The following is a 20,981-nucleotide window of genomic DNA, read 5'->3' on the forward strand; positions in this document are numbered from 1 at the left end:
GAACAAGCATGGCTCAATACGATACCACATGGTTTGAAAAAGGACTTGCCGAGCTGGAGATCACATTAAATGAAAAACAGATCGAACAGTTTCTGACCTACTATGAACTTCTGGTGGAATGGAACAAAGTGATGAACCTGACGGCCATTACCGAATACGAAGAAGTCATCACCAAACACTTCCTGGACAGCGTAGCGTCTGTCAAAGTGTGTGATTACAGCAAACCGATGAAAATCCTGGATCTTGGAACAGGCGCCGGATTTCCCGGCATACCGTTAAAAATCGCTTTTCCGGATCAGGAGATCGTCCTTCTCGATTCCCTGAACAAGCGTGTTAAATTCCTGAACACCGTCATTGAAACCCTCGGTCTCAAAGGAATCCGCGCTATCCACGGAAGAGCCGAAGACTACGCCCGTCATGCAGACTACAGAGAACAGTTCGATCTGTGTGTATCACGCGCTGTAGCCAACCTGAGTACGCTATCCGAATACTGCCTGCCCTATGTAAAAACAGGTGGTCACTTCATACCGTACAAGTCCGGCAGAATCCAGGAGGAACTGACCGAAGCCCAAACCGCCATCAAAATCCTTGGCGGCAGCCTGGAAAAAACCGAAAAATTCCAGCTGGCAGACACCGACATGGAAAGATCCTTCGTAGTCATCCGAAAAATCCAACCAACCGGAAAAAAATTTCCAAGAAAAGCCGGCCTTCCATCAAAAGAACCGATTAAATAACAAAAGAACTCAAGAAAACCCCGTGAGAAGCCGAAAAACGGCTCGAAACGGGGTTTCTTTGCACAAGTCAACAAACATATCGGATCAGATAGTAAAAACGTCAATATAGGGAAAATACGAGAAAAGTAAAAAATAAGATCATTAGAAATTAGTGGAAGAAAACAAAACGTTATATACCATAAAATTGAAAACTGAAATAAGACATAACCCCGTGATCGGATCTGAAAATAACTATGAAACAATAAAGACGGAGAACAGATGTAAAGCGTCAGGTATGCGAAGCTGAAAACAGAGCAGAGAAAAATCACTCCCATGAGCAATCTTCTACTACGCGCATCTAAAATTCATACAAATCATATAAGATATTCTTTCGAAAATGATTTTAAAATATCAACTCTGAATGTAGGCCATAAATGTAACCCCATAACATTCCGTCTACGCCGTGCCACACATTTTAACTCGCGCATTTCCTGAGCTATTCTCCAGTCAAAAAGCCAAAAATCTCCGTCCCCAACAGCTCCCATAAATATCAGCCAATAACGTTCCCCATACACCTCCTCTCCAGCTTTGAATACCCAGCTCAGATCCCTCGTATCTTCCCCAGATGAGCCGCTTGTCGAGCACGAGTTTGAGACTACAGGCTCAAACCGAGCGCAGACCCGGCCACCTGGGGAAGATACGAGGGATCTGAGCGTCCGAGTATTCAAAGTCGCACACATTTCACAAAGAAAACACAAACATTTCGAAACTTCATCACACTTTTTATATAAAATAATACCAATAAAGGAGGTAACAAACTGTGATAGAAGTGAAGAATTTAGTAAAGAAATACGGTGATCACATCGCTGTCGATCACCTGTCATTTCACGTGGACAAAGGTCAGATCTACGGTTTCTTAGGTCCAAACGGTGCCGGAAAATCAACAACCATGAACATTATGACCGGCTATATCGCATCCACATCCGGCGAAGTCCTGATTGACGGACACAACATCCTTGAGGAGCCGGAAGCTGCGAAAAAATGCATCGGATACCTGCCGGAGCAGCCACCGCTGTACTTCGATATGACGGTAGCTGAATACCTGAAGTTCGCTGCAGAACTCAAAAAAGTTTCGAAATACGAAAGAGAAACCCAGATCGAACAGGTCATGGAACTGACAGGCATCACCGCGATGGAAAACCGTCTGATAAAAAATCTGTCAAAAGGATACAAACAGCGGGTAGGACTTGCCCAGGCGATCCTCGGCTATCCTGAAATCATCATCCTTGATGAACCAACCGTAGGACTTGATCCAAAACAGATCATTGAGATCCGTGAACTGATCAGGAAACTCAGCGAAGAACATACCATTATACTAAGTTCTCATATTCTGTCAGAAGTAAGTGCTGTGTGTGATTACATCATGATCATCAACCACGGTAAACTGGTTGCGAGCGATACCACAGAAAACCTGATGAACCATTCACTGGGAAGCAACACCCTGGAGCTTACCGTAAAAGGAGAAAAACAGGATGTTGAAAAAATGTTGCGCGACGTAGAAGAAATACAAAAATTAGAGTGGAAACCGGGAGAAAACGAAAAAACAGTAAGTATGGTGATCACAACAGAAGAAAAGACGGATATCCGTGAAAAACTGTTTTATATGATGGCAGAAGCCAAGATGCCGATCATGAATATGCAGTTTACGAAAGTATCCCTCGAAGACATCTTCCTTGAACTGACACAGAACGAAACAGCCCCTGTTCCGGATGAACAAGGCACCAAGCCGGAGTCTGCACCGAAAGATGAGACCGGTACAGATACGGAAAAAGAGAATGAAACAGAACAGGAGGCTCATGATGAAAGCAATTTATAAGAAAGAAGTAAAAAGTTATCTGACCTCTATGATCGGATATGTATTTATATTTTTCATTCTGCTTCTGGAAGGCATCTATTTTACTGCCTATAACCTGCAGAATGCCTACCCGTTATTTGGAACCACATTAAGTGCCGTTACCTTTATTTTTCTGATTCTGGTGCCGGTTCTGACGATGAAAACAATTGCAGAAGAACGGAAACAGAAGACCGATCAGCTGCTTTTGACAGCTCCGGTATCAGTCAGTGAGATTGTTCTTGGAAAGTTTCTGGCAGTAGCTACGGTTTATGCGATCCCGGTACTGATCATCTGTCTGTACCCGATGATCATGGGAAAATATGGTACCGTATCTTATGCGATGGCATATACGGCAGTGCTCGGGTTTGCCCTTCTTGGATTTGCCCAGATCGCAGTTGGAGTCTTCTGGTCCTCCGTTACAGAAAATCCGGTCATTGCAGCAGTCGTAACCTTTATCGTACTGTTTGTCTGCTATATGATCACGGGTATCGGATCTCTGATCCCGGACAGTTCCATGGCGTCTCTGGCGTGCTATATGCTTCTGGTGCTGCTGGCTGCTGTGTGGATATACCATATGATCCGGAATCTGTGGATCGCAGCAGTTATCGGTATCGCAGGAGAAGCGGCACTTGCCATCACCTATGTGGTAAAATCCACACTATTTGAGGGAAGCATTCAGAAATTCCTGGCTGTTTTCGATATTACCAGTCACTTTGATAACTTTACCAACGGTATTCTGGACCTGCAGGGAGTGGTATATTTCCTGTCTGTGATCATTATTTTCCTGGTTCTTACGGTTCAGACCATTACCAAGAGAAGATGGAATTAGGAGGCTGGAAGAATGAAAATCAATATCAAAAAGAAATTAAAATCGGCGGGAAGCACCATCAAAGGAATGGGAAGCATCGATAAAAAATCCCTGAAAAACGGTTCTTACAGTATGGGAATCACTGCTATTGTGATCGCGGTGCTGGTCGTTATCAACCTGATCGTTGGACAGATTCCGGAAAAATATACCCAGGTGGATGTAAGTACCCAGAAGCTGTATACGATCTCTGATACGACAGTGAAGTATCTGAAAGATATGAACACGGATGTTACGATCTACCATATCGTACAGTCAGGAAAAGAAGACTCGGTACTGGAAAAAATGCTGATCAGATACGAAGAGGAGTCCAAACATATCAAAGTAGAGAAAAAAGACCCGGTGTTATATCCGAACTTTACTTCACAGTATACCAGCGATGATGTGGCAGATAACAGTCTGATCGTGGTTGCAGGGGAGAAGAGTAAGGTGATCAGTTACAGCGATCTGTATGAAACAGAAATGGATTATACAACCTACCAGACCAACACTACAGGGTTTGACGGGGAAGGACAGATTGACAGTGCGATTTCTTATGTCACTTCCGAGAATCTGCCGGTAATATATACGCTGGAAGGTCATGAGGAACTGGAATTAAACAGCAGTCTGACAGACAGCCTGCAGAAAGCTAATTATGATGTACAGAGTCTGAATCTGCTGACACAGGATGCGGTTCCGGAGGACACCGGATGCCTGCTGATCGCGGCACCGCAGAAAGATCTTTCTGAAGAAGAAGCACAAAAGATCATTACCTACATGGAAGCCGGCGGAAAAGTGATGATTTTTACAGAATATACCGGAACAGATATGCCGAATCTGAAGAGTGTACTGGAAAATTACGGTGTAACCACAGGGGACGGTGTGATCATGGAGGGAGATACCGGACATTACATTATGCAGAGACCGTACTATATTGTTCCGACTATTGACAGTTCTGATATTACTTCCGACATTAAGAGTAACAACCGCTATGTGCTGGCACCGATCTCACAGCCGGTAAAAACACTGAGCGATTACCGTGATACGCTGCAGATTTCTTCTCTGTTATCAACATCTGACGAAGCGTATATAAAGACAGATGTACAGAATATGACCACATATGAGAAAGAAGACAGCGATGAAGAAGGCAGTTTCCAGGTTGGTGTTTCTGTAACCGAGCAGGTGGATGATGATAATACCACACAGCTGGTGTGTTTCGGCTGTGCCAGCCTTCTGGACGAAGCTACCGATCAGCAGGTATCCGGAGGCAATACGGATCTGGTGCTGGCAGCGCTGAGCTGGATGTGTGAAAACGATGCACCGGTCATCGATGTGACGAGCAAGAGCCTGACCATGAGTTATCTGACTGTTCCACAGTTTGATGCGGCATATTGGAGTATCATCGTGTGCGGTGTGATCCCGGTGGCATTTCTGCTGATCGGTACGGTGATCTGGTTTAAGAGGAGAAAACAGTAATGAAGAAAAAAAGGGGCTTATTTGTAATTCTTGCGGGGGTTGTTCTTCTGTGTGTCTTGATCGTGTGTTATTTTGCACTGTTAAAAGCGAACAGCAGTGAGGAAGAGACAACGGAAGAAGAGACCACGCAGGAAGAAGTGGCGGCAATCGCCAGTGATGATATCAGCACATTGACTTTTGAGGCGGGGGATCAAACAGTCACCTTCCAAAAAGCGGAAGACAGCTGGACACTGGAAGGTCAGGAGGATTTTCCGGTGGATGCTTCGAAAGTAGACAGCGTAGTATCCTGTCTGGCATCCGTCAAAGCGGATCGTACCCTGACGGATGTGGAGGATCCGGGAGAATACGGTCTGGACGTTCCGACCAATGTGATCGAGGTGGTAAAAACAGACGGAAGCAGCGAAAAGATTACAGTTGGTGACAAGAACAGTTCCACCGGTAATACGTATATCTGTCTGAATGATGATGCTTCAACCGTGTATACGACCAGTACGGATTTTGGAAGCACTTTTTCAGGCGGCCTGTACAATTATGCAGAAAGTGAGAGTTATCCAACCATCACATCTTCAACGATCAGCAAGATTGTTGTGAAAAAAGACAACAATTCGTATACGGTTACGAATAACGGAAAGTCTTCTACAGGCTGGTATGTACAGGAAGAGGATAACAAGAAACAGGAAGCGGATTCCACGCAGGTGGGAACCCTGCAAAATACCGTTGCCGGCCTTAGTTTTGCCGGATATTACAACTACAACTGTACGGACTGGGCAACATATGGCCTTGAGAAGCCGAAAATGGCCCTCACAGTCGATTATACCGAAGAAGTGGAAGCTGAATCCACAGACGACGCAGAAAGCGATTCTGATGCAAATACGGACGATACAGACGATTCAGGTGAAACTACCACAGAAACCGTGGACAGAGAACTGGTTCTGTATGTGGGAAATATTAACGAAACCGATGGAAATTATTATGTGAGACTGGGTGACTCCGGTGAACTTCACGGAATTTCTCAGGCATCCCTGGATACGCTGATGAACGGAAAAGCATTTGACTACTGGAAAACATCTATTGATTCTATGACGATCAGTGACCTGGATCATCTGGATGTGACCTATCAGGGAACCACTTATACACTGAAACGGGTTGTAACAGAAGAAAAAGTGGAGAAAGATAAGAGTGAAGACACAGACAATGATGCAGATGATGATACAGATGCGGACAGCGAGGACGTAGATGACGAAGAAGAGAAGAAGACCGTGACCACTTACTATGTGAATGATCAGGAAGCAGACAGTGATAACTTCACCGCGTTCTACCGGGCAGCAGCAGCTATGGTATGCCAGAACCGTCTGGAAGAAAATACGACAAAAGGTGATGCGGAACTTACACTTTCTTATCATGGAACGGACGGAAGTAAGATTACAATCTCCTACACGCCAAGAGATTCCAGTTTTTATGTGATGGAAGATCAGGATGGAAACTGCGGTCTGGTTAATAAAATGAATGTAAAAGATCTGATCGATACGTTCCTGACACTGACCGAAGGTGAAAAATAGTTGTAACAAAACATAAAATAAAAAAAGAAACCGGATGGTTTCTTTTTTTATTGCGTTGCATATCAATAGTTGGTCCGGTGGACCGATTTTGATTAAACTGATTTAACTGATAATACGACTCATGTTCTTTACTGCGCTTTCAATCAGTGCATTTGCGTTATTGACATAAATAACATCCTGAATATTGTTATCTTTTACAAGATCGACCAGGTTGCCACTGAAGTAACGGTAGTCGACAACGTGTACGGTCTGGTAACTGTTGACCAGGAATGGTATGAAAGCGTTACCGTAAGATTCCTTGATAACTACGCAGGATGATCCGTCGGTGATGTTCGGGTTATCGATGCGTTCGTACGGCTGATCACCGCAGATGAAGCACAGATATTTGTTGGCTTCGGAGTACTTCGTTGCATCTGAGACTACATATCCCGATACCTGTTGTCCATCTGTATTGGTGTAAGTCAGATCATTGCAAGTCGGTGTGTAGGCAACAACCGTATCCGGATTATTTTTCAGTGTTTCAGACTGATTACTGTACTGATAGAAGGAACCGACGAATCCCGGATATTCGCTCTTCGTGTAATCGGTCAGAGGAGAAGGCGTCATGCCTTTGGCTTTCATCAGCTCTTTGTAAGCATAGTAGGCACCGTCAGCGGTCCAGTGATGGTCCGTCTTAAAGTAAAGATATTCACTGTTATGGTTCTTTAAGGCATCCAGAACAGCTACCTGGTTGATGGAAGCATCCAGATGTCCGTTTACATAAGCGAATGTGTCTTCCTGGCTGTTGGAGCCGACTTTCTGCTGATTTTCCTGATCGATATTGACTGCGATACTGGTAGGAACCAGAATATCATAAATGGTTGCGATATCTTTTAACTGGGTGGCAGCAGAGTTCATCATGTTGATGTAAGCGTCTGCGCCCGCCCGGCTGAAGCCGTAAAGTTCAAAACCGCGGTTATCGGCGATATAGATGGTTCCCAGTCTTTCCGGTTCCGCATGGATGGTTCCGTCCTCTTCCTGAATATCTTCTTCAGGTGTTGGAGTGGGGGTGGTTTCCATCTCCGCATCCGCATCCGGGATCTCATCTCCCTGAGCACCGTCTCCGTAGATTTCCTGTGTGGTGATACCATAGAATTTTTTCATGCTGGCATTGGCACGCATCAGTTTCTCGCGTAACGGAAAGGTATCTGCATACCAGGTGCTGATGTCAGAGAAAAATCCGCCGTTTAACACGGTAGAAACAGTTGGTTTCGGGAATTTGGAAAGTTCACGCTTCTCCAGTTCCGATTCTTTCGGTCTAAGAGGAAGCAGAAGTCCGATAAAAGCGATCACAAAAAGGAACACGAAGAAGGTTCGGATTCCGATCTGCCAGAATCGCTTGTGGACGGCATTGTTTTTATTAATAAATTTTTCTTTTTTATTTGTATTCATGTTCAGACAGATCCTTTAAAACTGGAAGTATAAAAATGGATTGTAACTGTTTCCGACCAGCGCAAGGAGTGAAAGAATCAGCAATACAGGAGGTATTACAATCTCATATGCGTAGGTCAGATAAGGAATCCGGTAATGCACAAGGTCAAGTCGTTTGATGTAAGTGCCTATATTTTTCAGCAACGGTGTGGAAGCGATGATACAGAAAATCAGCAGATACAGATTATTCTGGAAAAGAACAGAGGTCGAAAGATCGATAAAACCGTTGTGGTTCAGACCAAACATTCCTTTCAAGATAGCTCCAAGATTGCCCAGAGATTCACAGCGGAACAGCACCCATCCGAAGTAAACCACGACCATGGCATACAGATGGCTCACAAAGCGCGGAAGGCGGGAAAACTTTTCCAGAAGGAAGGTGTTCTCCATGTAGATGAACAGGAAGAAATACAGTCCCCAGAAAATAAAGTTCCAGCTGGCTCCGTGCCAGAATCCGGTAAGTCCCCAGACAATCAACAGGTTGATGGTACGTCTGCGGGCACCTTTTCGATTACCACCGAGCGGAATATAGACATAATCACGGAAGAAGGTTCCGAGGGAAATATGCCATCTGTTCCAGAACTCTTTGATGGAACCGGAGATGTACGGGTAATTAAAGTTCTCGTCGTAGTGAAAACCGACCATAAGCCCCATACCGATTGCCATATCGGAATAGGCAGAAAAATCAAGATAAATCTGCAATGCATAGAACAACATACCAATCCACAGACCGGCTGCAGGAATCTCGGCGATGTCCTTGGCGAGTGTTGGAACCAGGGTATCTGCTACAGATGCACAGCCGTTTGCCAGAATAGCTTTTTTGGCAAGCCCAATGGTAAAACGTTTGATACCCCTGTATAATTCATCCGTTTTCACTTTACGGTTCTCAATCTCATCAGCAACCAGCTGGTAACGAACGATTGGTCCGGCGATACACTGATGAAACAGGGAAGCATACAGCAGCAGATTTACGAATTTGCGCTGCGGTGCCACTTCCTCGCGATATACGTCGATGACGTAAGAGAGCAGCTGGAAAGTGTAGAAAGAAATACCGATTGGCAGAGCAATCTGCGGAATTTCTTTTGGAAAATGGAAGATCGTGTTTGTGATGGATGAAAAGAAGGTCAGATATTTGAAAATACAAAGCAGACCTAACATAAATACACAGTCACAGATCAAAAATATTTTACTCAGTCCTTCTTCCCGGTACTGATCAATCAATAAGGCGAACAGCCAGGAGGCAAAGACCATGCTGAGCAGAAGCAGAAGATATTTCGGTCCTCCCCAGGAGTAAAACACCAGAGAAAAACCGAGGAGAACCATATTTTTCCGCTTAATACCATCAGCAAAATGATAGGCGATCAGATTTAACGCCAGAAAGAAAAAAACAAAAAATAAACTCGAAAAAACCATAAAACTCCTTTTGTATTTGCAGATGTAAGCATAATGAAATTGTGTGCAGAAAAGATTCTGCGCTGGGTTAGCGGGTAAGATTTTCAGATCGTTTAAGAAAGGCATATACATTCTTGATACCGTCTGTCGGGCACTGTTTTGCATGGAAAATCGTGTGTAAATGATATAAGTAATCAGTAAAATAGATATCAGTTGAATGTAAAAACATATGTATCTATGCCATGATGCGACGAAATTCCACATAAACCAACAAAAAAGTGCTGTACCTATTATAATATAATAACAGTGTAAGCATGTCAACAAAATAACAGGTGAAAAAGATGGGAAAACCGTTGATTTTAAAGGGATTTTGGAACGTTAGAAGATTGAAAAATATCGACAGAAAAAATTAAAAATTGGCAGGGAATGTGGTAAAAGTAAAAAAATATTATGTAAACTTTCAGAAAAATATAAAATGAAAGCAATGAAAACGACAGAAAAGCAAGAATACCTTTTCGAATATTCTTGCTTTTTCTTTAAAAATAGTATATCGTTTTCGAAATAACTGTATCATTCACGTAGGATACAGTTATTTCAAAAACGATATACTGGATATTTTAGCATTGGACGATAGAATTTATGAGGCAAAAAAGATGTTAACAGCTTCCAGTACCTGTTCGGGTGCTTCTATCTGAGGCAGGTGTTTGGTGCTTTTTATCATCTCGGATTCGATTGCGGGATTAATAGAAGTATATAAAGCAACACTTTCTCTGGCACGGGGTTCAGAATCACCCTCCAGGATATAGATACTGTTGTCAATGGTCTTCAATGCGTGACTGATATTACAGTAAATGTACTTCCCGGTAATGCTCGCGAGCAAGTACTTTCCGGCACCATTTTCCAGGTGCGAGGACTCATAATAGAGATCTTCCAGTTCTGTATCTACATGAAATGGGTTATGAAGATACTTTTCGGTAAATGCCAGATCAATATTTGGACGGGAATTCAGAATGTTATAAACCAAAGTACCAATCAGAGGAAGTTCAAGCAGAAATTTAGATGCTTTGGATTGTCTGTCAGGAATCTGATTCAACACTGCGAGATCTTCCGGGTTGATCATCATGATTCGGCGGATAATGGATGAATCATTTTTGCATGCCATGACAGCAAAAGAACCGGATAATCCACTGGTCAGTACATCCGTTGGCTGTTTGATGACAGCTTTGATAAAATCGGTGATCAACTGAACATAAAGAAAGTTTGTATAAGTGATTTTCGGACGATCAGAACATCCACAGCCCAACAGATCCATGCAGTATACTGTGTGATCTTTTGCGAGCTGCTTTTTGAGAAATTTCCATTCGACAGAGCTGCTTGCAGGGGAAAGATCATGTAAAAGTAACAGTGGAGAACCGGAACCTTCAATCGTGTAATGAATGCGTCCAAATTTCCAGTCGTAGAAATACTGAGATTTATTATGCAACGCATTGCGGATTACAGCGGAAGCGTTGATCAGTTTATTTATAGCAAAAATACCAGCACCGGTCATAGAAGTCAGAATGCTGATTGTTAGTAAGCGCTGAACATTTTTCTTCATGATAGATTACCTCCTTGTTTGAATGGCAATTGTTATATCTATTATAATTCATACGGAGAAAAGATACAAACATTTTTTAAATCTCTTAGTGGAAAAGCAGATGATTTATAACTGTTTACAGGTAATGTCGAGAGAGACCTTTTAATATAAATATGCCGTAACTGTTCAGTACCTTCACAGTTACGAGCCAAAATGCATTTAAACGATAAAATCACGCTTTGCGAGTTTTTATCGCTATCGCGGCACTCCTCAAGGTTCCGTGCAAGCACGGACTTTGACTCGTTGCTCGCGTAAATCATCTTCGGTGATGGTATTTTGGCTTGTATGCCTCGGGATTTTGACATATTCATGTCAAAACATCTCGTGGGACAGTGGTTACTGAATAGTTACAATATGTCAAAATTCAGAGATATACGATACAAAAGTCTGCTATTAAAGAGGATTGAGTTGACAACAAAATTTTATTCAGGTGGAAGCAAAAAGAGTGAATAGTAACTATGTTTCACGTGAAACATTCAAAAATAGTAGAATTTTATGAAAAGATGACAGTCTATATGTTTCACGTGAAACATTCAGGAAATAAGTCGTAGCTGTTCAACACTTTTACAGTTACGACAGCACTACTGGACATTAAATAATTAAAAAGATTCACGCATGTAATAAAACACTTCAAAAAAATACAATAATATGATGTTATGGTCAAAAAGTATTTTACCCCCCTTTGATACCGAATTATTCCGCGCTTCGCATTCTCACAATTAACAAAAACATTCACAAATTGTTCGTCCTTTTGAAAATAACTACTTACTCATACTTTTGACGAACCCTATGTTCAAAAATCTTATCACAAGTAAATCCACATCAAATCTAAGAACTTATGATCCTGGCATCATAATATTACTAAAACAGAAACAGGAAACGAATGCTTTTTGTATAAAAAAGAAAAAATGTTTCACGTGAAACGTTTTGTGTGGAATAATAGAAAATCAAGTGATATAATAGAACCAGCAATTGATGTATAAAATAAATCTTAAAACAGTTGCACGTAAATTAAAATTGTACAGAAAAATACAGATGAAAACGAACTGGAAGGAGTACAGTTATGGGAAGAGCAATAGCAATTGCAAATCAGAAGGGCGGCGTGGGAAAATCCACGACAGCGATTAATTTATCCTCCTGCCTTGGTGCCATGGGCCAGAAGGTTTTGACAATAGATCTGGATCCACAGGGAAATACAACCAGTGGTCTGGGGGTAGAGAAGGATGCGGCAGAGAATACAGTATATGAATTGTTACTTGGTGAGTGTGAAGTAGAAGAATGTCTGCAGAAATTGGAATTCGAAGGAGTGTCTTTAATTCCTTCCAATGTCAATTTAGCGGGAGCGGAGATTGAACTGATTGGTATCGAAGATAAAGAATATATATTACAGAATAAAATCAGCAAGATCCGAGATCAGTTTGATTTTATTATCATTGACTGTCCGCCATCATTGAATATGTTGACCATCAACGCAATGACAACTGCAAATACCGTTCTGGTACCGATTCAGTGTGAATATTACGCACTGGAAGGACTTTCTCAATTGATGCACACAATCGAACTGGTGCAGGAAAGACTGAATCCGGATCTGGAAATGGAAGGTGTTGTATTTACTATGTATGATGCGAGAACTAATCTTTCTTTACAGGTAGTAGAAAATGTTAAGAATAATCTGAATCAGACAATCTATAAAACTATTATTCCGAGAAATGTACGTCTGGCAGAAGCACCAAGTCATGGACTCCCGATTAATTACTATGATGCAAGATCCACAGGAGCAGAAAGTTATCAGCTGTTAGCAGAAGAAGTGATACACAGGGGGGATGAAGAATGGCAGTGAAAAAAGGTGGCCTTGGAAAAGGATTGGATTCTTTGATTCCATCCGGAGCTCCGAAAAATAAGAAAAATATAACAGAAGAAAAAAAACAACCGGTAAAAGTAGTAGAAAAAGTAGTGGAAAAGATCGTTGAGAAACCGGTTGAAATGAAGATGAAAATCACAGAAGTAGAGCCTAATAGAGAACAGCCAAGAAAAAATTTTGATGAAGATGCTCTTCTGGAACTGGCAGAATCTATCAAACAGTTTGGCGTTTTGCAACCACTGCTGGTTCAGAAAAAGGATGATTACTATGAAATTATTGCCGGGGAACGCAGATGGCGAGCTGCAAAACTGGCAGGGTTGAAAGAAGTACCTGTTATTATCAAAGATTTTTCAGATCAGGAAGTTGTAGAAATTGCACTGATTGAGAATATTCAGAGAGAGGATCTGAATGCAATTGAAGAAGCGGTTGCCTATAAACGGTTGATGGAAGAATTCCATCTGAAACAGGATGAAATTGCAGAGAGAGTATCCAAAAGCAGAACTGCGGTTACGAATGCGATGCGACTGTTGAAACTGGATGAGAGAGTGCAGGATATGCTGATTCAGGATATGATTTCTCCGGGACATGCAAGAACACTTCTGGGAATCGAAGACAAAGACCAGCAATATAATCTGGCGATGCGAATCTTTGATGAAAAACTGAGTGTCAGAGATACAGAAAAAATCGTGAAAGATCTGCAAAAACCCAAAAAAGAAGAAAAGAAAAAAGAAGCAGATCCGCAGATGGAAGTAATCTATCAGCAACTGGAAGAACGAATAAAATCGATCGTGGGAACCAAGGTGGCGATCCAGCACAAGAATAAGAATAAGGGTAAAATAGAGATTGAGTATTATTCTCAGGCTGAACTGGAACGACTGATTGATCTGTTCGAATCTATAAAGGAATCTTGAAAAACGTCCGCTAAGAAATAAGTGTAAGGAGCATAAGAAGGATACTTGTAACTGTTCAGTACCCTCACGGTTACGAGTCAAAATGCATTTCTAATCACCTTCGGTGAAGGCATTTTGACATAAAATATGCAAAAACACCTCGCGGAATGCTACCTACTGAATAGTTACGGAGAATCATTTTGGTAGTGGCAGCTGATAAATAGAAAGGGTAGATTGACACATGAATAATTTTTTTGATGCAATAGGTATTGACCTGGGAATTCTGGTAGTCATGCTTATGGTATTGGTACTGGTATTGATTGTACTGGTGTTAAATGTTTCTCTGGGACTGCACCGGCAGAGACGTCGTTACAATATGTTTATGAAAGGCGCGGATGGACAAAGCCTGGAGAGAGTATTTTCTCAAAAATTAAAAGAAGTAGACAGGCTTTCAAGAGCAAACGAACAGAGTCTTGAAGAAGTCAGGGGACTGAAGGATATGCTGTCCAGGTCTCTGACAAAATACGGGATCGTAAAATACGATGCTTTCGATGACGTAGGAGGAAAACTGAGTTTTGCAATCGCTCTTCTGGATATGAACAATACCGGATTTATCCTGAATGCAATTCACAGCAGAGATAACTGTTTCTTCTATATCAAAGAAATAGTAAAAGGAGAGTCCTACATTCTGCTCAGTTCAGAGGAAATGGATGCCTTGCGTCAGGCAGTACATTTTGGAGAGAATAAGGTTCGATAAGAGAAAAGAAAAAAGATTGCAGAAAGCAGATGGAACGAAAAAAGTTTCATCTGCTTTTTTGGTCATGGGATAACGAGGCAAAGCCTATCCTGTGAGAGAATTGTATTTATCCAAGAACCGTGTGAATCCCACTTGAAAAAAAGGCAATACTATTATAAAATAAAGAGAATGATTACTTATTATAATAAAGAACAAGAATAGTAACCTGAAAGAGGGAGGAAAATATGTTAGATATCAAGTTTGTCCGGGAAAATCCGGATGTGGTTAAAGAAAATATTCGTAAAAAATTCCAGGATCAGAAAATCCCGATGGTAGATGAAGTCATCGCTCTGGATCAGGAAAACAGAAATATTAAGCAGGAAGTAGAATCCCTGCGTGCAAATAAAAACAAAATCAGTAAACAGATCGGTGCACTGATGGCACAGGGTAAAAAAGAAGAAGCAGAAGAAGTGAAGAAAGAAGTTGCAGCTTCCGGTGCAAAAATTGATGAACTGTCTGCAAGAGAAAAAGAAGTAGAAGAAAAAATCAAAACAATCATGATGACAATCCCGAATATCATCGACCCTTCTGTCCCGGTTGGAAAAGATGACAGCGAGAACGTAGAGATCGAACGTTTCGGCGAGCCGGTTGTTCCGGATTATGAAGTTCCGTATCATGCGGAGATCATGGAATCTTTCGATGGGCTGGATCTGGACAGTGCGAGAAAAGTGGCAGGTAATGGTTTCTATTATCTGATGGGAGACATCGCAAGAATCCACTCCGCAGTTATCTCTTACGCAAGAGATTTTATGATCAACAAAGGATTTACTTACTGTGTACCGCCTTTCATGATCCGAAGCGATGTAGTTACCGGTGTTATGAGTTTTGCTGAGATGGATGCCATGATGTATAAAATCGAAGGCGAAGATCTGTATCTGATCGGAACCAGCGAACATTCCATGATTGGTAAATTCATCGATACCATTCTGCCGGAAGATACGCTGCCGAGAACTCTGACAAGCTATTCTCCTTGCTTCAGAAAAGAAAAAGGTGCACATGGTCTGGAAGAGAGAGGTGTATATCGTATCCATCAGTTTGAAAAACAGGAAATGATCGTTGTCTGCAAACCGGAGGACAGCAAGATGTGGTTTGATAAACTGTGGCAGAACACTGTTGAGCTGTTCCGTACCCTGGATATCCCGGTTCGTACTCTGGAATGCTGTTCCGGTGACCTGGCTGATCTGAAAGTAAAATCCATCGATGTAGAGGCATGGTCTCCAAGACAGAAGAAATACTTCGAAGTAGGAAGCTGCTCCAACCTGGGTGATGCACAGGCAAGAAGACTGAAAATCCGTGTAAATGGTGAAAATGGTAAGTATTTCGCACATACTTTGAATAATACTGTAGTTGCGCCGCCGAGAATGCTGATTGCCTTCCTGGAAAATAACCTGAATGCAGACGGAAGTGTAAATATCCCGAAAGCACTGCAGCCATATATGGGTGGAATCGAAAAAATCGTACCGAAACATAAATAAGAGATGGAATGCAAGTCAAAATGCCATCATCGAAGGTGATTAGAAATGCATTCTGACTCGTAACTGTGAGGATACTGAACAGTTACGATGGAATAATAAAAAGACAGCGGCTGTTACGGACACCAGATATCCGAAGAACAATGGATATCTGGTGTTGGCATGCGGAGAAAAGTTACCGGGTCATTCCTGTGATGTGGTAACAGAAAATGGATAATAAGAAAGGAGGAAGACTGTATGCACAGTTATCTTCGGGCTATAGGATTTTCAAAACTGGAGCAGAAAGATCTGGATCAGATCCTGCAAGAGGTGATTGTTTCCTGCGATGAGAAAAAGATCGCAGAGCAGGGAAAAAACGAGATTTTTGCGGAATTGTCCCGATATTTTGGTATGAATATCGGACTGCGTGTCTGTGGAACTTATGATGAGCAGGATCAGTTTCGGATGGAATATTATTTTCCGTATTTTGCCGGAAGCGGTATCACCAGTCAGGAAGATGTGATGGTAGAACAACGTTCTGAAAAAGTCTGTTTTTCCGGAGCGTGTGACGATGTGCGTGTGGGTGTGACTCTGATCTTTTATCTGGCAAATGCAGGAGAATATCTGACAGAACGTACCAAGGGGACACCGGGGGAAGGTTTCAGCAACCTGACCTTATCCGGTCTTTCTACGGAGGGCAAGATTTTGTTGCCAATTCAAAAAAATATTGCCCAGAGAGAACGGGATCAGCAGCTGACCCGGAAGAGAACACAGATGATCTACGAAGCGCGCCGGGGAAATGAAGAAGCGATGGAAAATCTGACTATGGATGATATGGATACGTATGCCATGATTTCAAGAAGAATCGCTAACGAAGATATTTTTTCTATTGTAGATACGTATTTTATGCCTTATGGTATGGAGTGCGACCGGTATAATGTAATGGGAGAGATTCTTGAATGGATGGAAACCACGAACAAACTGACCGGCGAGAAGCTGTATCAGATGACAATCAACTGCAACGACCTGATCTTCGATATCTGTATGAACCAGGAAGATCTGATGGGAATCCCGGAAGTTGGTCGAAGATTCAAGGGAATTATCTGGTTGCAGGGAAGCCTGAATTTTTAAGGTTGTCATTTCAGGCATTCTATAGTAGAATAAATATATCTGTGAAGGTAGCGAACAGTTACCGAAATAATCTGTAGATTGACAACTCGAAAAAGAGTTGATAATCTTATATATGGCCGAAGGGAAAATCCCAGAAACCCAGTAAAATCAAGGGTTTTCGGCATGTGTCGTCATAGCTCAGCTGGATAGAGCACTCGCCTCCTAAGAAGGAGCCGCGGCTGAACCCTGAGGGAAAACAGAAAAAAGAACTTGGAGTTCGAATCTATTCTGGAAGAGACAAAATTAACAACGGAGCTTTCCCCATTTTGGCGGATGTTCTACTGTTACAATTTCATAATCTGATGATCTGCAGTTGATTAAAAATCAGCTGAAAATCATATATCGGTTACCGAACCAAAAGGCTGAAAACTTAGTGTTTAAGCCAAAAATCGGTACTTGTCTTCGTAGCTCAGCTGGATAGAGCACTCGCCTCCTAAGCGAGGGGTCAGAGGTTCAAATCCTCCCGGAGACGGTATATCAAGCGGAAAATGGTTAGCAAAATTAGCAAAACCATCTTCCGCTTTTTATTATTTTCGATGAAGAAAAAGCAAGTGAGAAATGAATTTCCAGCTAATTTGAAGTGATATTCGTTAGCTGGCAGCTAATCAAAATTGCTGTTTTGCAAACGGGAAAAAATGAACTTCCTGCTAACATCGGGGTTCGTTCCTGTTGAAACCTCAGATTGGGGATGTAAAACAGGGTAAAGCGGTGTAAAATCCTTCTATAAAAGGAACTTCTGCAAACTTCTATTAGCTGAAACAATAGAATGTTTCATTAGCTGTAGCTAATGGCAAACGGGATGCTCGTTTGGATCAGATTCAAATAAAAGAATCTAATCTGAACGGGCATTTTTTGTTTGGATTACAGGAAAAGGAGGAGTTTAATGGCAGGAAAAGAAGCAGCTACTCAGTTTGATGATGAACAGATAATTGAAATTGAGATTGAAAGGCTCAGATCTTTTAAAGATCATCCATTCAAGGTTGAAGATGATAAGGATATGCATCTTCTGAAAGACAGCATAAAAAAATATGGTGTTTTAAATCCGCTGATCGTAAGGCCGGTACCAGATGGTGTATACGAAATCATTTCTGGTCACAGAAGAAAATATGCAGCACAGCAGCTTGGATATCGGAAAGTGCCTGTGATTATTCGGGTAATGAACGATGAGGAAGCCATTATAAAAATGGTGGATTCTAATCTTCAAAGGGAACGGATCAGTTACAGCGAGAAAGCTTTTGCTTACAAAATGAAGAATGATGCTATGAAAAGGACTGCAGGAAGACCGCGTAGCCAAATCGACCACAATTTAAAAGGAAAGAGAACAGTGGAAATTATCGCAGAAGAAACAGGTGAAAGTCCAAAGCAGGTGCAAAGATATATTACTCTCACGAACCTGATTCCAGAGCTTTTACAGCAGTTAGATGATGAACTGATTTCCTTCAATCCGGCAGTTGAACTGGCAGCATTAAAGGAAAAGGAACAAAAACAGCTAATCGAAGCCATGGATTATGCTCAGTCAGTGCCCTCTCTTTCTCAGGCACAGCGAATAAAAAAATTGAGCAAAGATGGAAAGCTGACTTTAGAAAAGATGCAGGAAATTCTCAGTGAAATAAAAAAAGGAGAAATAACAAGAGTCACATTTACAAATGAACAGCTTCACAGATATTTTCCCAACAACTATACACCGGAAATGATGAAGCGTGAAATCGTAGCAATCTTAAAAATATGGATGGAACAATACTGGGACAAATAAGAAACGGAGGAATGAAGAATGTGTAAAGTAATCGCTGTTACAAATCAGAAAGGCGGGGTCGGAAAGACAACGACAACAGTAAACTTAGGGATCGGCCTGGCGAAAGAAGGGAAAAAGGTGCTTTTGATTGATGCGGATCCCCAGGGAAGCCTGACAGCCAGTCTTGGGTATGTGGAACCGGATGATCTTGGTACTACCCTGGCAACAATTATGCTGGCAGTTATTAATGAGGAAGAAATAAAACCGGAGGATGGAATTCTTCATCATGAGGAAAATGTGGATCTGTTACCGGCAAATATTGAATTGTCAGCCTTGGAAGTAACGCTGGGAAATGTGATGAGCCGGGAAATGATCATGAAAGATTATATCGAAATGATGAGAGAACGATACGATTATATCCTGATCGACTGTATGCCCAGCCTTGGCATGATGACGATCAATGCACTGGTTGCTTCGGATGCAGTTCTGATTCCGGTACAGGCAGCATATTTGCCGGTGAAAGGTCTCCAGCAGCTGATCAAAACCATTTCTATGGTAAAGAAAAGACTGAACAGGAAATTGCAGATTATGGGAATTCTGCTGACGATGGTAGATTTCCGAACAAATTACGCAAAAGATATTTCAACCATGCTCCACGTTACCTACGGTTCAAAGATCACGATTTTTGAAAATGTAATACCGTTATCGGTAAAGGCGGCAGAAACAAGTGCAGAGGGAATCAGTATTTATGCTCACTGTCCTAGGAGCAAAGTGTCCAATGCATATAAGAGTCTTACACAGGAGGTTTTAGAAAATGAAAAATAGAAGCGGCGAGAAAATCAAACTGACAAGTATTGATGAACTTCTGGGAGTTGTAAATGAAGAGTCTGCAATGGAGATTGAGATTGATAAAATAAAGTCCTTTGCAGGTCATCCATTTAAAGTAATTGATGATGAGAAAATGCAGAATCTCATAGAAAGCATCAGTGAATCAGGAGTTTTGACCCCGGTTCTGATCCGTCCGGATCAAAATGATGGATATGAAATGATCTCCGGCCATCGTCGGATGCATGCGGCACAGAAGGCGGGGTTAATAACAATACCGGCAATTGTCAGAGAAATGACGGATGATGAAGCTGTGATTGCCATGGTAGATGCCAATATCCAAAGAGAGGAGTTGCTTCCGAGTGAGAAGGCATTCGCTTATAAAATGAAAATGGAAGCAATGAGACATCAAGGTGAAAGGACTGATTTAACTTTGGGACAAAATGTCCCAAAGTTTAAAAGAACAACAGAAGCAATTGCTCAAGGAACCGGAGAAAGCTATAAACAGGTTCAAAGATACATCCGCTTGACAGAACTTATCCCAGATTTACTGGAATTGGTAGACAAGAAACGTCTGAACTTTACCATTGCTGTTGATATATCATATATTCCACCGGATGTACAGAAATGGATTTATGAATATATCTGTGACAATGGATTTATCAAACCGAACCAAATTGCAGCTTTAAGAAATTATCTTGGACAAGGACCGGTTACCCAGAGTCTGATGATCAGTATTCTGAATAGCCATATTCCGGTAAAGGCTCCGGCAAGAAAGGTAACTTTGAATGAAAAGAAGCTGACGAAATATTTTCCAAAGAATTATACATCGGAAGACGTGGAGAAAGTGATTGAATCATTATTGGAGAAATGGAAACAGGAACAGGAGGTAATGTGATGGATTTTAAATATATGTATGGAAAACAGGCGGATCAGTATTCTTTTATACATATTCCAAAGATGCTAGTTACTGAAAAAATATTTACGGGAATTACCATTCATGCAAAAGTTCTCTACGGTCTTCTTTTAGACCGTATGGGAATGGCGGTGAAGAATAAATGGGTCGATGAAAGAAACCGGATGTATGTTGTTTATCCGATTCAGGAAATCCAGAAAGACATGGGAGTAACCAGAAAAAAAGCAAGGGAATGTCTGACAGAGCTTGAAAATGCCGGACTTATAGAAAAGCATTTTAGAGGCATGGGGCTGCCAAGCATTTATTACGTAAAAGACTTTGCGGTAGCGTGAGTAAGAAATGTCCATTATGGAACTACT

The 20,981-nt window shown here is 41.7% G+C and carries 17 protein-coding genes and 1 tRNA gene; 15 read left to right on the plus strand and 3 right to left on the minus strand.

What is annotated here, in order from left to right; genetic code table 11:
- Positions 1 to 8: 8 nt before the first annotated feature.
- The 5 genes from rsmG to FYJ57_RS11575 all read left to right on the plus strand — a co-directional run bounded on the left by rsmG (position 9) and on the right by FYJ57_RS11575 (position 6,486).
- Positions 9 to 734 (plus strand): 16S rRNA (guanine(527)-N(7))-methyltransferase RsmG, encoded by a 726-nt coding sequence (rsmG, locus tag FYJ57_RS11555; RefSeq protein WP_154432760.1) that lies wholly within the window; start codon positions 9 to 11, stop codon positions 732 to 734.
- Between the two features lie 799 nt (positions 735 to 1,533).
- The gene (locus tag FYJ57_RS11560; RefSeq protein WP_328597480.1) at positions 1,534 to 2,589 is read left to right on the plus strand and encodes an ABC transporter ATP-binding protein; all 1,056 of its coding nucleotides are present in this window, start codon (positions 1,534 to 1,536) and stop codon (positions 2,587 to 2,589) included.
- Positions 2,573 to 3,436 carry an ABC transporter permease gene (locus tag FYJ57_RS11565; RefSeq protein WP_118619842.1) on the plus strand — a complete coding sequence of 288 codons (864 nt, stop codon included), beginning with the start codon at positions 2,573 to 2,575 and terminating at the stop codon, positions 3,434 to 3,436. Before FYJ57_RS11560 ends, FYJ57_RS11565 begins: the two co-directional genes overlap by 17 nt.
- A gap of 12 nt (positions 3,437 to 3,448) precedes the next feature.
- A complete protein-coding gene (locus FYJ57_RS11570; RefSeq protein WP_154432761.1) occupies positions 3,449 to 4,927 on the plus strand; it encodes a GldG family protein in 1,479 nt (492 codons plus the stop codon).
- Positions 4,927 to 6,486 carry a DUF4340 domain-containing protein gene (locus FYJ57_RS11575; protein ID WP_154432762.1) on the plus strand — a complete coding sequence of 520 codons (1,560 nt, stop codon included), beginning with the start codon at positions 4,927 to 4,929 and terminating at the stop codon, positions 6,484 to 6,486. The genes FYJ57_RS11570 and FYJ57_RS11575 overlap by 1 nt, the downstream gene beginning before the upstream one ends.
- Before the next feature lie 102 nt (positions 6,487 to 6,588).
- Here the strand turns inward: FYJ57_RS11575 and FYJ57_RS11580 are convergent, their stop codons facing one another.
- The 3 genes from FYJ57_RS11580 to FYJ57_RS11590 all read right to left on the minus strand — a co-directional run bounded on the left by FYJ57_RS11580 (position 6,589) and on the right by FYJ57_RS11590 (position 10,942).
- A complete protein-coding gene (locus FYJ57_RS11580; protein ID WP_154432763.1) occupies positions 6,589 to 7,917 on the minus strand; it encodes a DHHW family protein in 1,329 nt (442 codons plus the stop codon).
- Positions 7,918 to 7,932: 15 nt separating this feature from the next.
- On the minus strand, positions 7,933 to 9,366 hold the full coding sequence (locus tag FYJ57_RS11585; protein ID WP_106492092.1) for an MBOAT family O-acyltransferase: 1,434 nt from the start codon (positions 9,364 to 9,366) through the stop codon (positions 7,933 to 7,935).
- 616 nt (positions 9,367 to 9,982) lie between these two features.
- Complete coding sequence (locus tag FYJ57_RS11590) at positions 9,983 to 10,942, minus strand: alpha/beta fold hydrolase (protein WP_022171411.1); 960 nt, start codon at positions 10,940 to 10,942, stop codon at positions 9,983 to 9,985.
- A gap of 1,102 nt (positions 10,943 to 12,044) precedes the next feature.
- On the opposite strand from FYJ57_RS11590, the gene FYJ57_RS11595 reads away from it, so the two are divergent.
- The 10 genes from FYJ57_RS11595 to FYJ57_RS11640 all read left to right on the plus strand — a co-directional run bounded on the left by FYJ57_RS11595 (position 12,045) and on the right by FYJ57_RS11640 (position 20,954).
- Complete coding sequence (locus tag FYJ57_RS11595; protein ID WP_022170961.1) at positions 12,045 to 12,821, plus strand: ParA family protein; 777 nt, start codon at positions 12,045 to 12,047, stop codon at positions 12,819 to 12,821.
- Positions 12,812 to 13,753 (plus strand): ParB/RepB/Spo0J family partition protein, encoded by a 942-nt coding sequence (locus FYJ57_RS11600; protein WP_022170960.1) that lies wholly within the window; start codon positions 12,812 to 12,814, stop codon positions 13,751 to 13,753. The genes FYJ57_RS11595 and FYJ57_RS11600 overlap by 10 nt, the downstream gene beginning before the upstream one ends.
- 220 nt (positions 13,754 to 13,973) lie before the next feature.
- Positions 13,974 to 14,489, plus strand: a complete 516-nt coding sequence (locus FYJ57_RS11605; RefSeq protein WP_154432764.1) for a DUF4446 family protein — start codon at positions 13,974 to 13,976, stop codon at positions 14,487 to 14,489.
- A gap of 224 nt (positions 14,490 to 14,713) precedes the next feature.
- Entirely contained in the window at positions 14,714 to 16,003 is a 1,290-nt protein-coding gene (serS, locus tag FYJ57_RS11610) for a serine--tRNA ligase (RefSeq protein ID WP_022170958.1), read from the plus strand.
- Positions 16,004 to 16,237: 234 nt separating this feature from the next.
- A complete protein-coding gene (locus FYJ57_RS11615; RefSeq protein WP_022170957.1) occupies positions 16,238 to 17,110 on the plus strand; it encodes a DUF3881 family protein in 873 nt (290 codons plus the stop codon).
- A 437-nt stretch (positions 17,111 to 17,547) separates the two neighbouring features.
- Positions 17,548 to 17,621 (plus strand) — tRNA-Arg (locus FYJ57_RS11620).
- A gap of 411 nt (positions 17,622 to 18,032) precedes the next feature.
- On the plus strand, positions 18,033 to 18,902 hold the full coding sequence (locus FYJ57_RS11625) for a ParB/RepB/Spo0J family partition protein (protein ID WP_154432765.1): 870 nt from the start codon (positions 18,033 to 18,035) through the stop codon (positions 18,900 to 18,902).
- 18 nt (positions 18,903 to 18,920) lie between these two features.
- Positions 18,921 to 19,706 (plus strand): ParA family protein, encoded by a 786-nt coding sequence (locus FYJ57_RS11630; RefSeq protein ID WP_154432766.1) that lies wholly within the window; start codon positions 18,921 to 18,923, stop codon positions 19,704 to 19,706.
- On the plus strand, positions 19,696 to 20,604 hold the full coding sequence (locus tag FYJ57_RS11635) for a ParB/RepB/Spo0J family partition protein (protein WP_154432767.1): 909 nt from the start codon (positions 19,696 to 19,698) through the stop codon (positions 20,602 to 20,604). Before FYJ57_RS11630 ends, FYJ57_RS11635 begins: the two co-directional genes overlap by 11 nt.
- A complete protein-coding gene (locus tag FYJ57_RS11640; RefSeq protein ID WP_154432768.1) occupies positions 20,604 to 20,954 on the plus strand; it encodes a replication initiator protein A in 351 nt (116 codons plus the stop codon). Before FYJ57_RS11635 ends, FYJ57_RS11640 begins: the two co-directional genes overlap by 1 nt.
- Positions 20,955 to 20,981: the final 27 nt, after the last annotated feature.

The organism is Oliverpabstia intestinalis, from assembly GCF_009696065.1.
In the GTDB taxonomy this organism is placed as follows: Bacteria; Bacillota; Clostridia; order Lachnospirales; family Lachnospiraceae; genus Oliverpabstia; species Oliverpabstia intestinalis.

Coding starts and splice junctions, on each gene's coding strand:
- FYJ57_RS11575 (WP_154432762.1), top strand. CDS start 4,927: ATGAAGAAAAAAAGGGGCTTATTTGTAATTCTTGCGGGGGTTGTTCTT.
- FYJ57_RS11590 (WP_022171411.1), bottom strand. CDS start 10,942: ATGAAGAAAAATGTTCAGCGCTTACTAACAATCAGCATTCTGACTTCT.
- FYJ57_RS11595 (WP_022170961.1), top strand. CDS start 12,045: ATGGGAAGAGCAATAGCAATTGCAAATCAGAAGGGCGGCGTGGGAAAA.
- FYJ57_RS11630 (WP_154432766.1), top strand. CDS start 18,921: ATGTGTAAAGTAATCGCTGTTACAAATCAGAAAGGCGGGGTCGGAAAG.
- FYJ57_RS11585 (WP_106492092.1), bottom strand. CDS start 9,366: ATGGTTTTTTCGAGTTTATTTTTTGTTTTTTTCTTTCTGGCGTTAAAT.
- rsmG (WP_154432760.1), top strand. CDS start 9: ATGGCTCAATACGATACCACATGGTTTGAAAAAGGACTTGCCGAGCTG.
- FYJ57_RS11640 (WP_154432768.1), top strand. CDS start 20,604: ATGGATTTTAAATATATGTATGGAAAACAGGCGGATCAGTATTCTTTT.
- FYJ57_RS11625 (WP_154432765.1), top strand. CDS start 18,033: ATGGCAGGAAAAGAAGCAGCTACTCAGTTTGATGATGAACAGATAATT.
- FYJ57_RS11605 (WP_154432764.1), top strand. CDS start 13,974: ATGAATAATTTTTTTGATGCAATAGGTATTGACCTGGGAATTCTGGTA.
- serS (WP_022170958.1), top strand. CDS start 14,714: ATGTTAGATATCAAGTTTGTCCGGGAAAATCCGGATGTGGTTAAAGAA.
- FYJ57_RS11635 (WP_154432767.1), top strand. CDS start 19,696: ATGAAAAATAGAAGCGGCGAGAAAATCAAACTGACAAGTATTGATGAA.
- FYJ57_RS11615 (WP_022170957.1), top strand. CDS start 16,238: ATGCACAGTTATCTTCGGGCTATAGGATTTTCAAAACTGGAGCAGAAA.
- FYJ57_RS11580 (WP_154432763.1), bottom strand. CDS start 7,917: ATGAATACAAATAAAAAAGAAAAATTTATTAATAAAAACAATGCCGTC.
- FYJ57_RS11570 (WP_154432761.1), top strand. CDS start 3,449: ATGAAAATCAATATCAAAAAGAAATTAAAATCGGCGGGAAGCACCATC.
- FYJ57_RS11600 (WP_022170960.1), top strand. CDS start 12,812: ATGGCAGTGAAAAAAGGTGGCCTTGGAAAAGGATTGGATTCTTTGATT.
- FYJ57_RS11565 (WP_118619842.1), top strand. CDS start 2,573: ATGAAAGCAATTTATAAGAAAGAAGTAAAAAGTTATCTGACCTCTATG.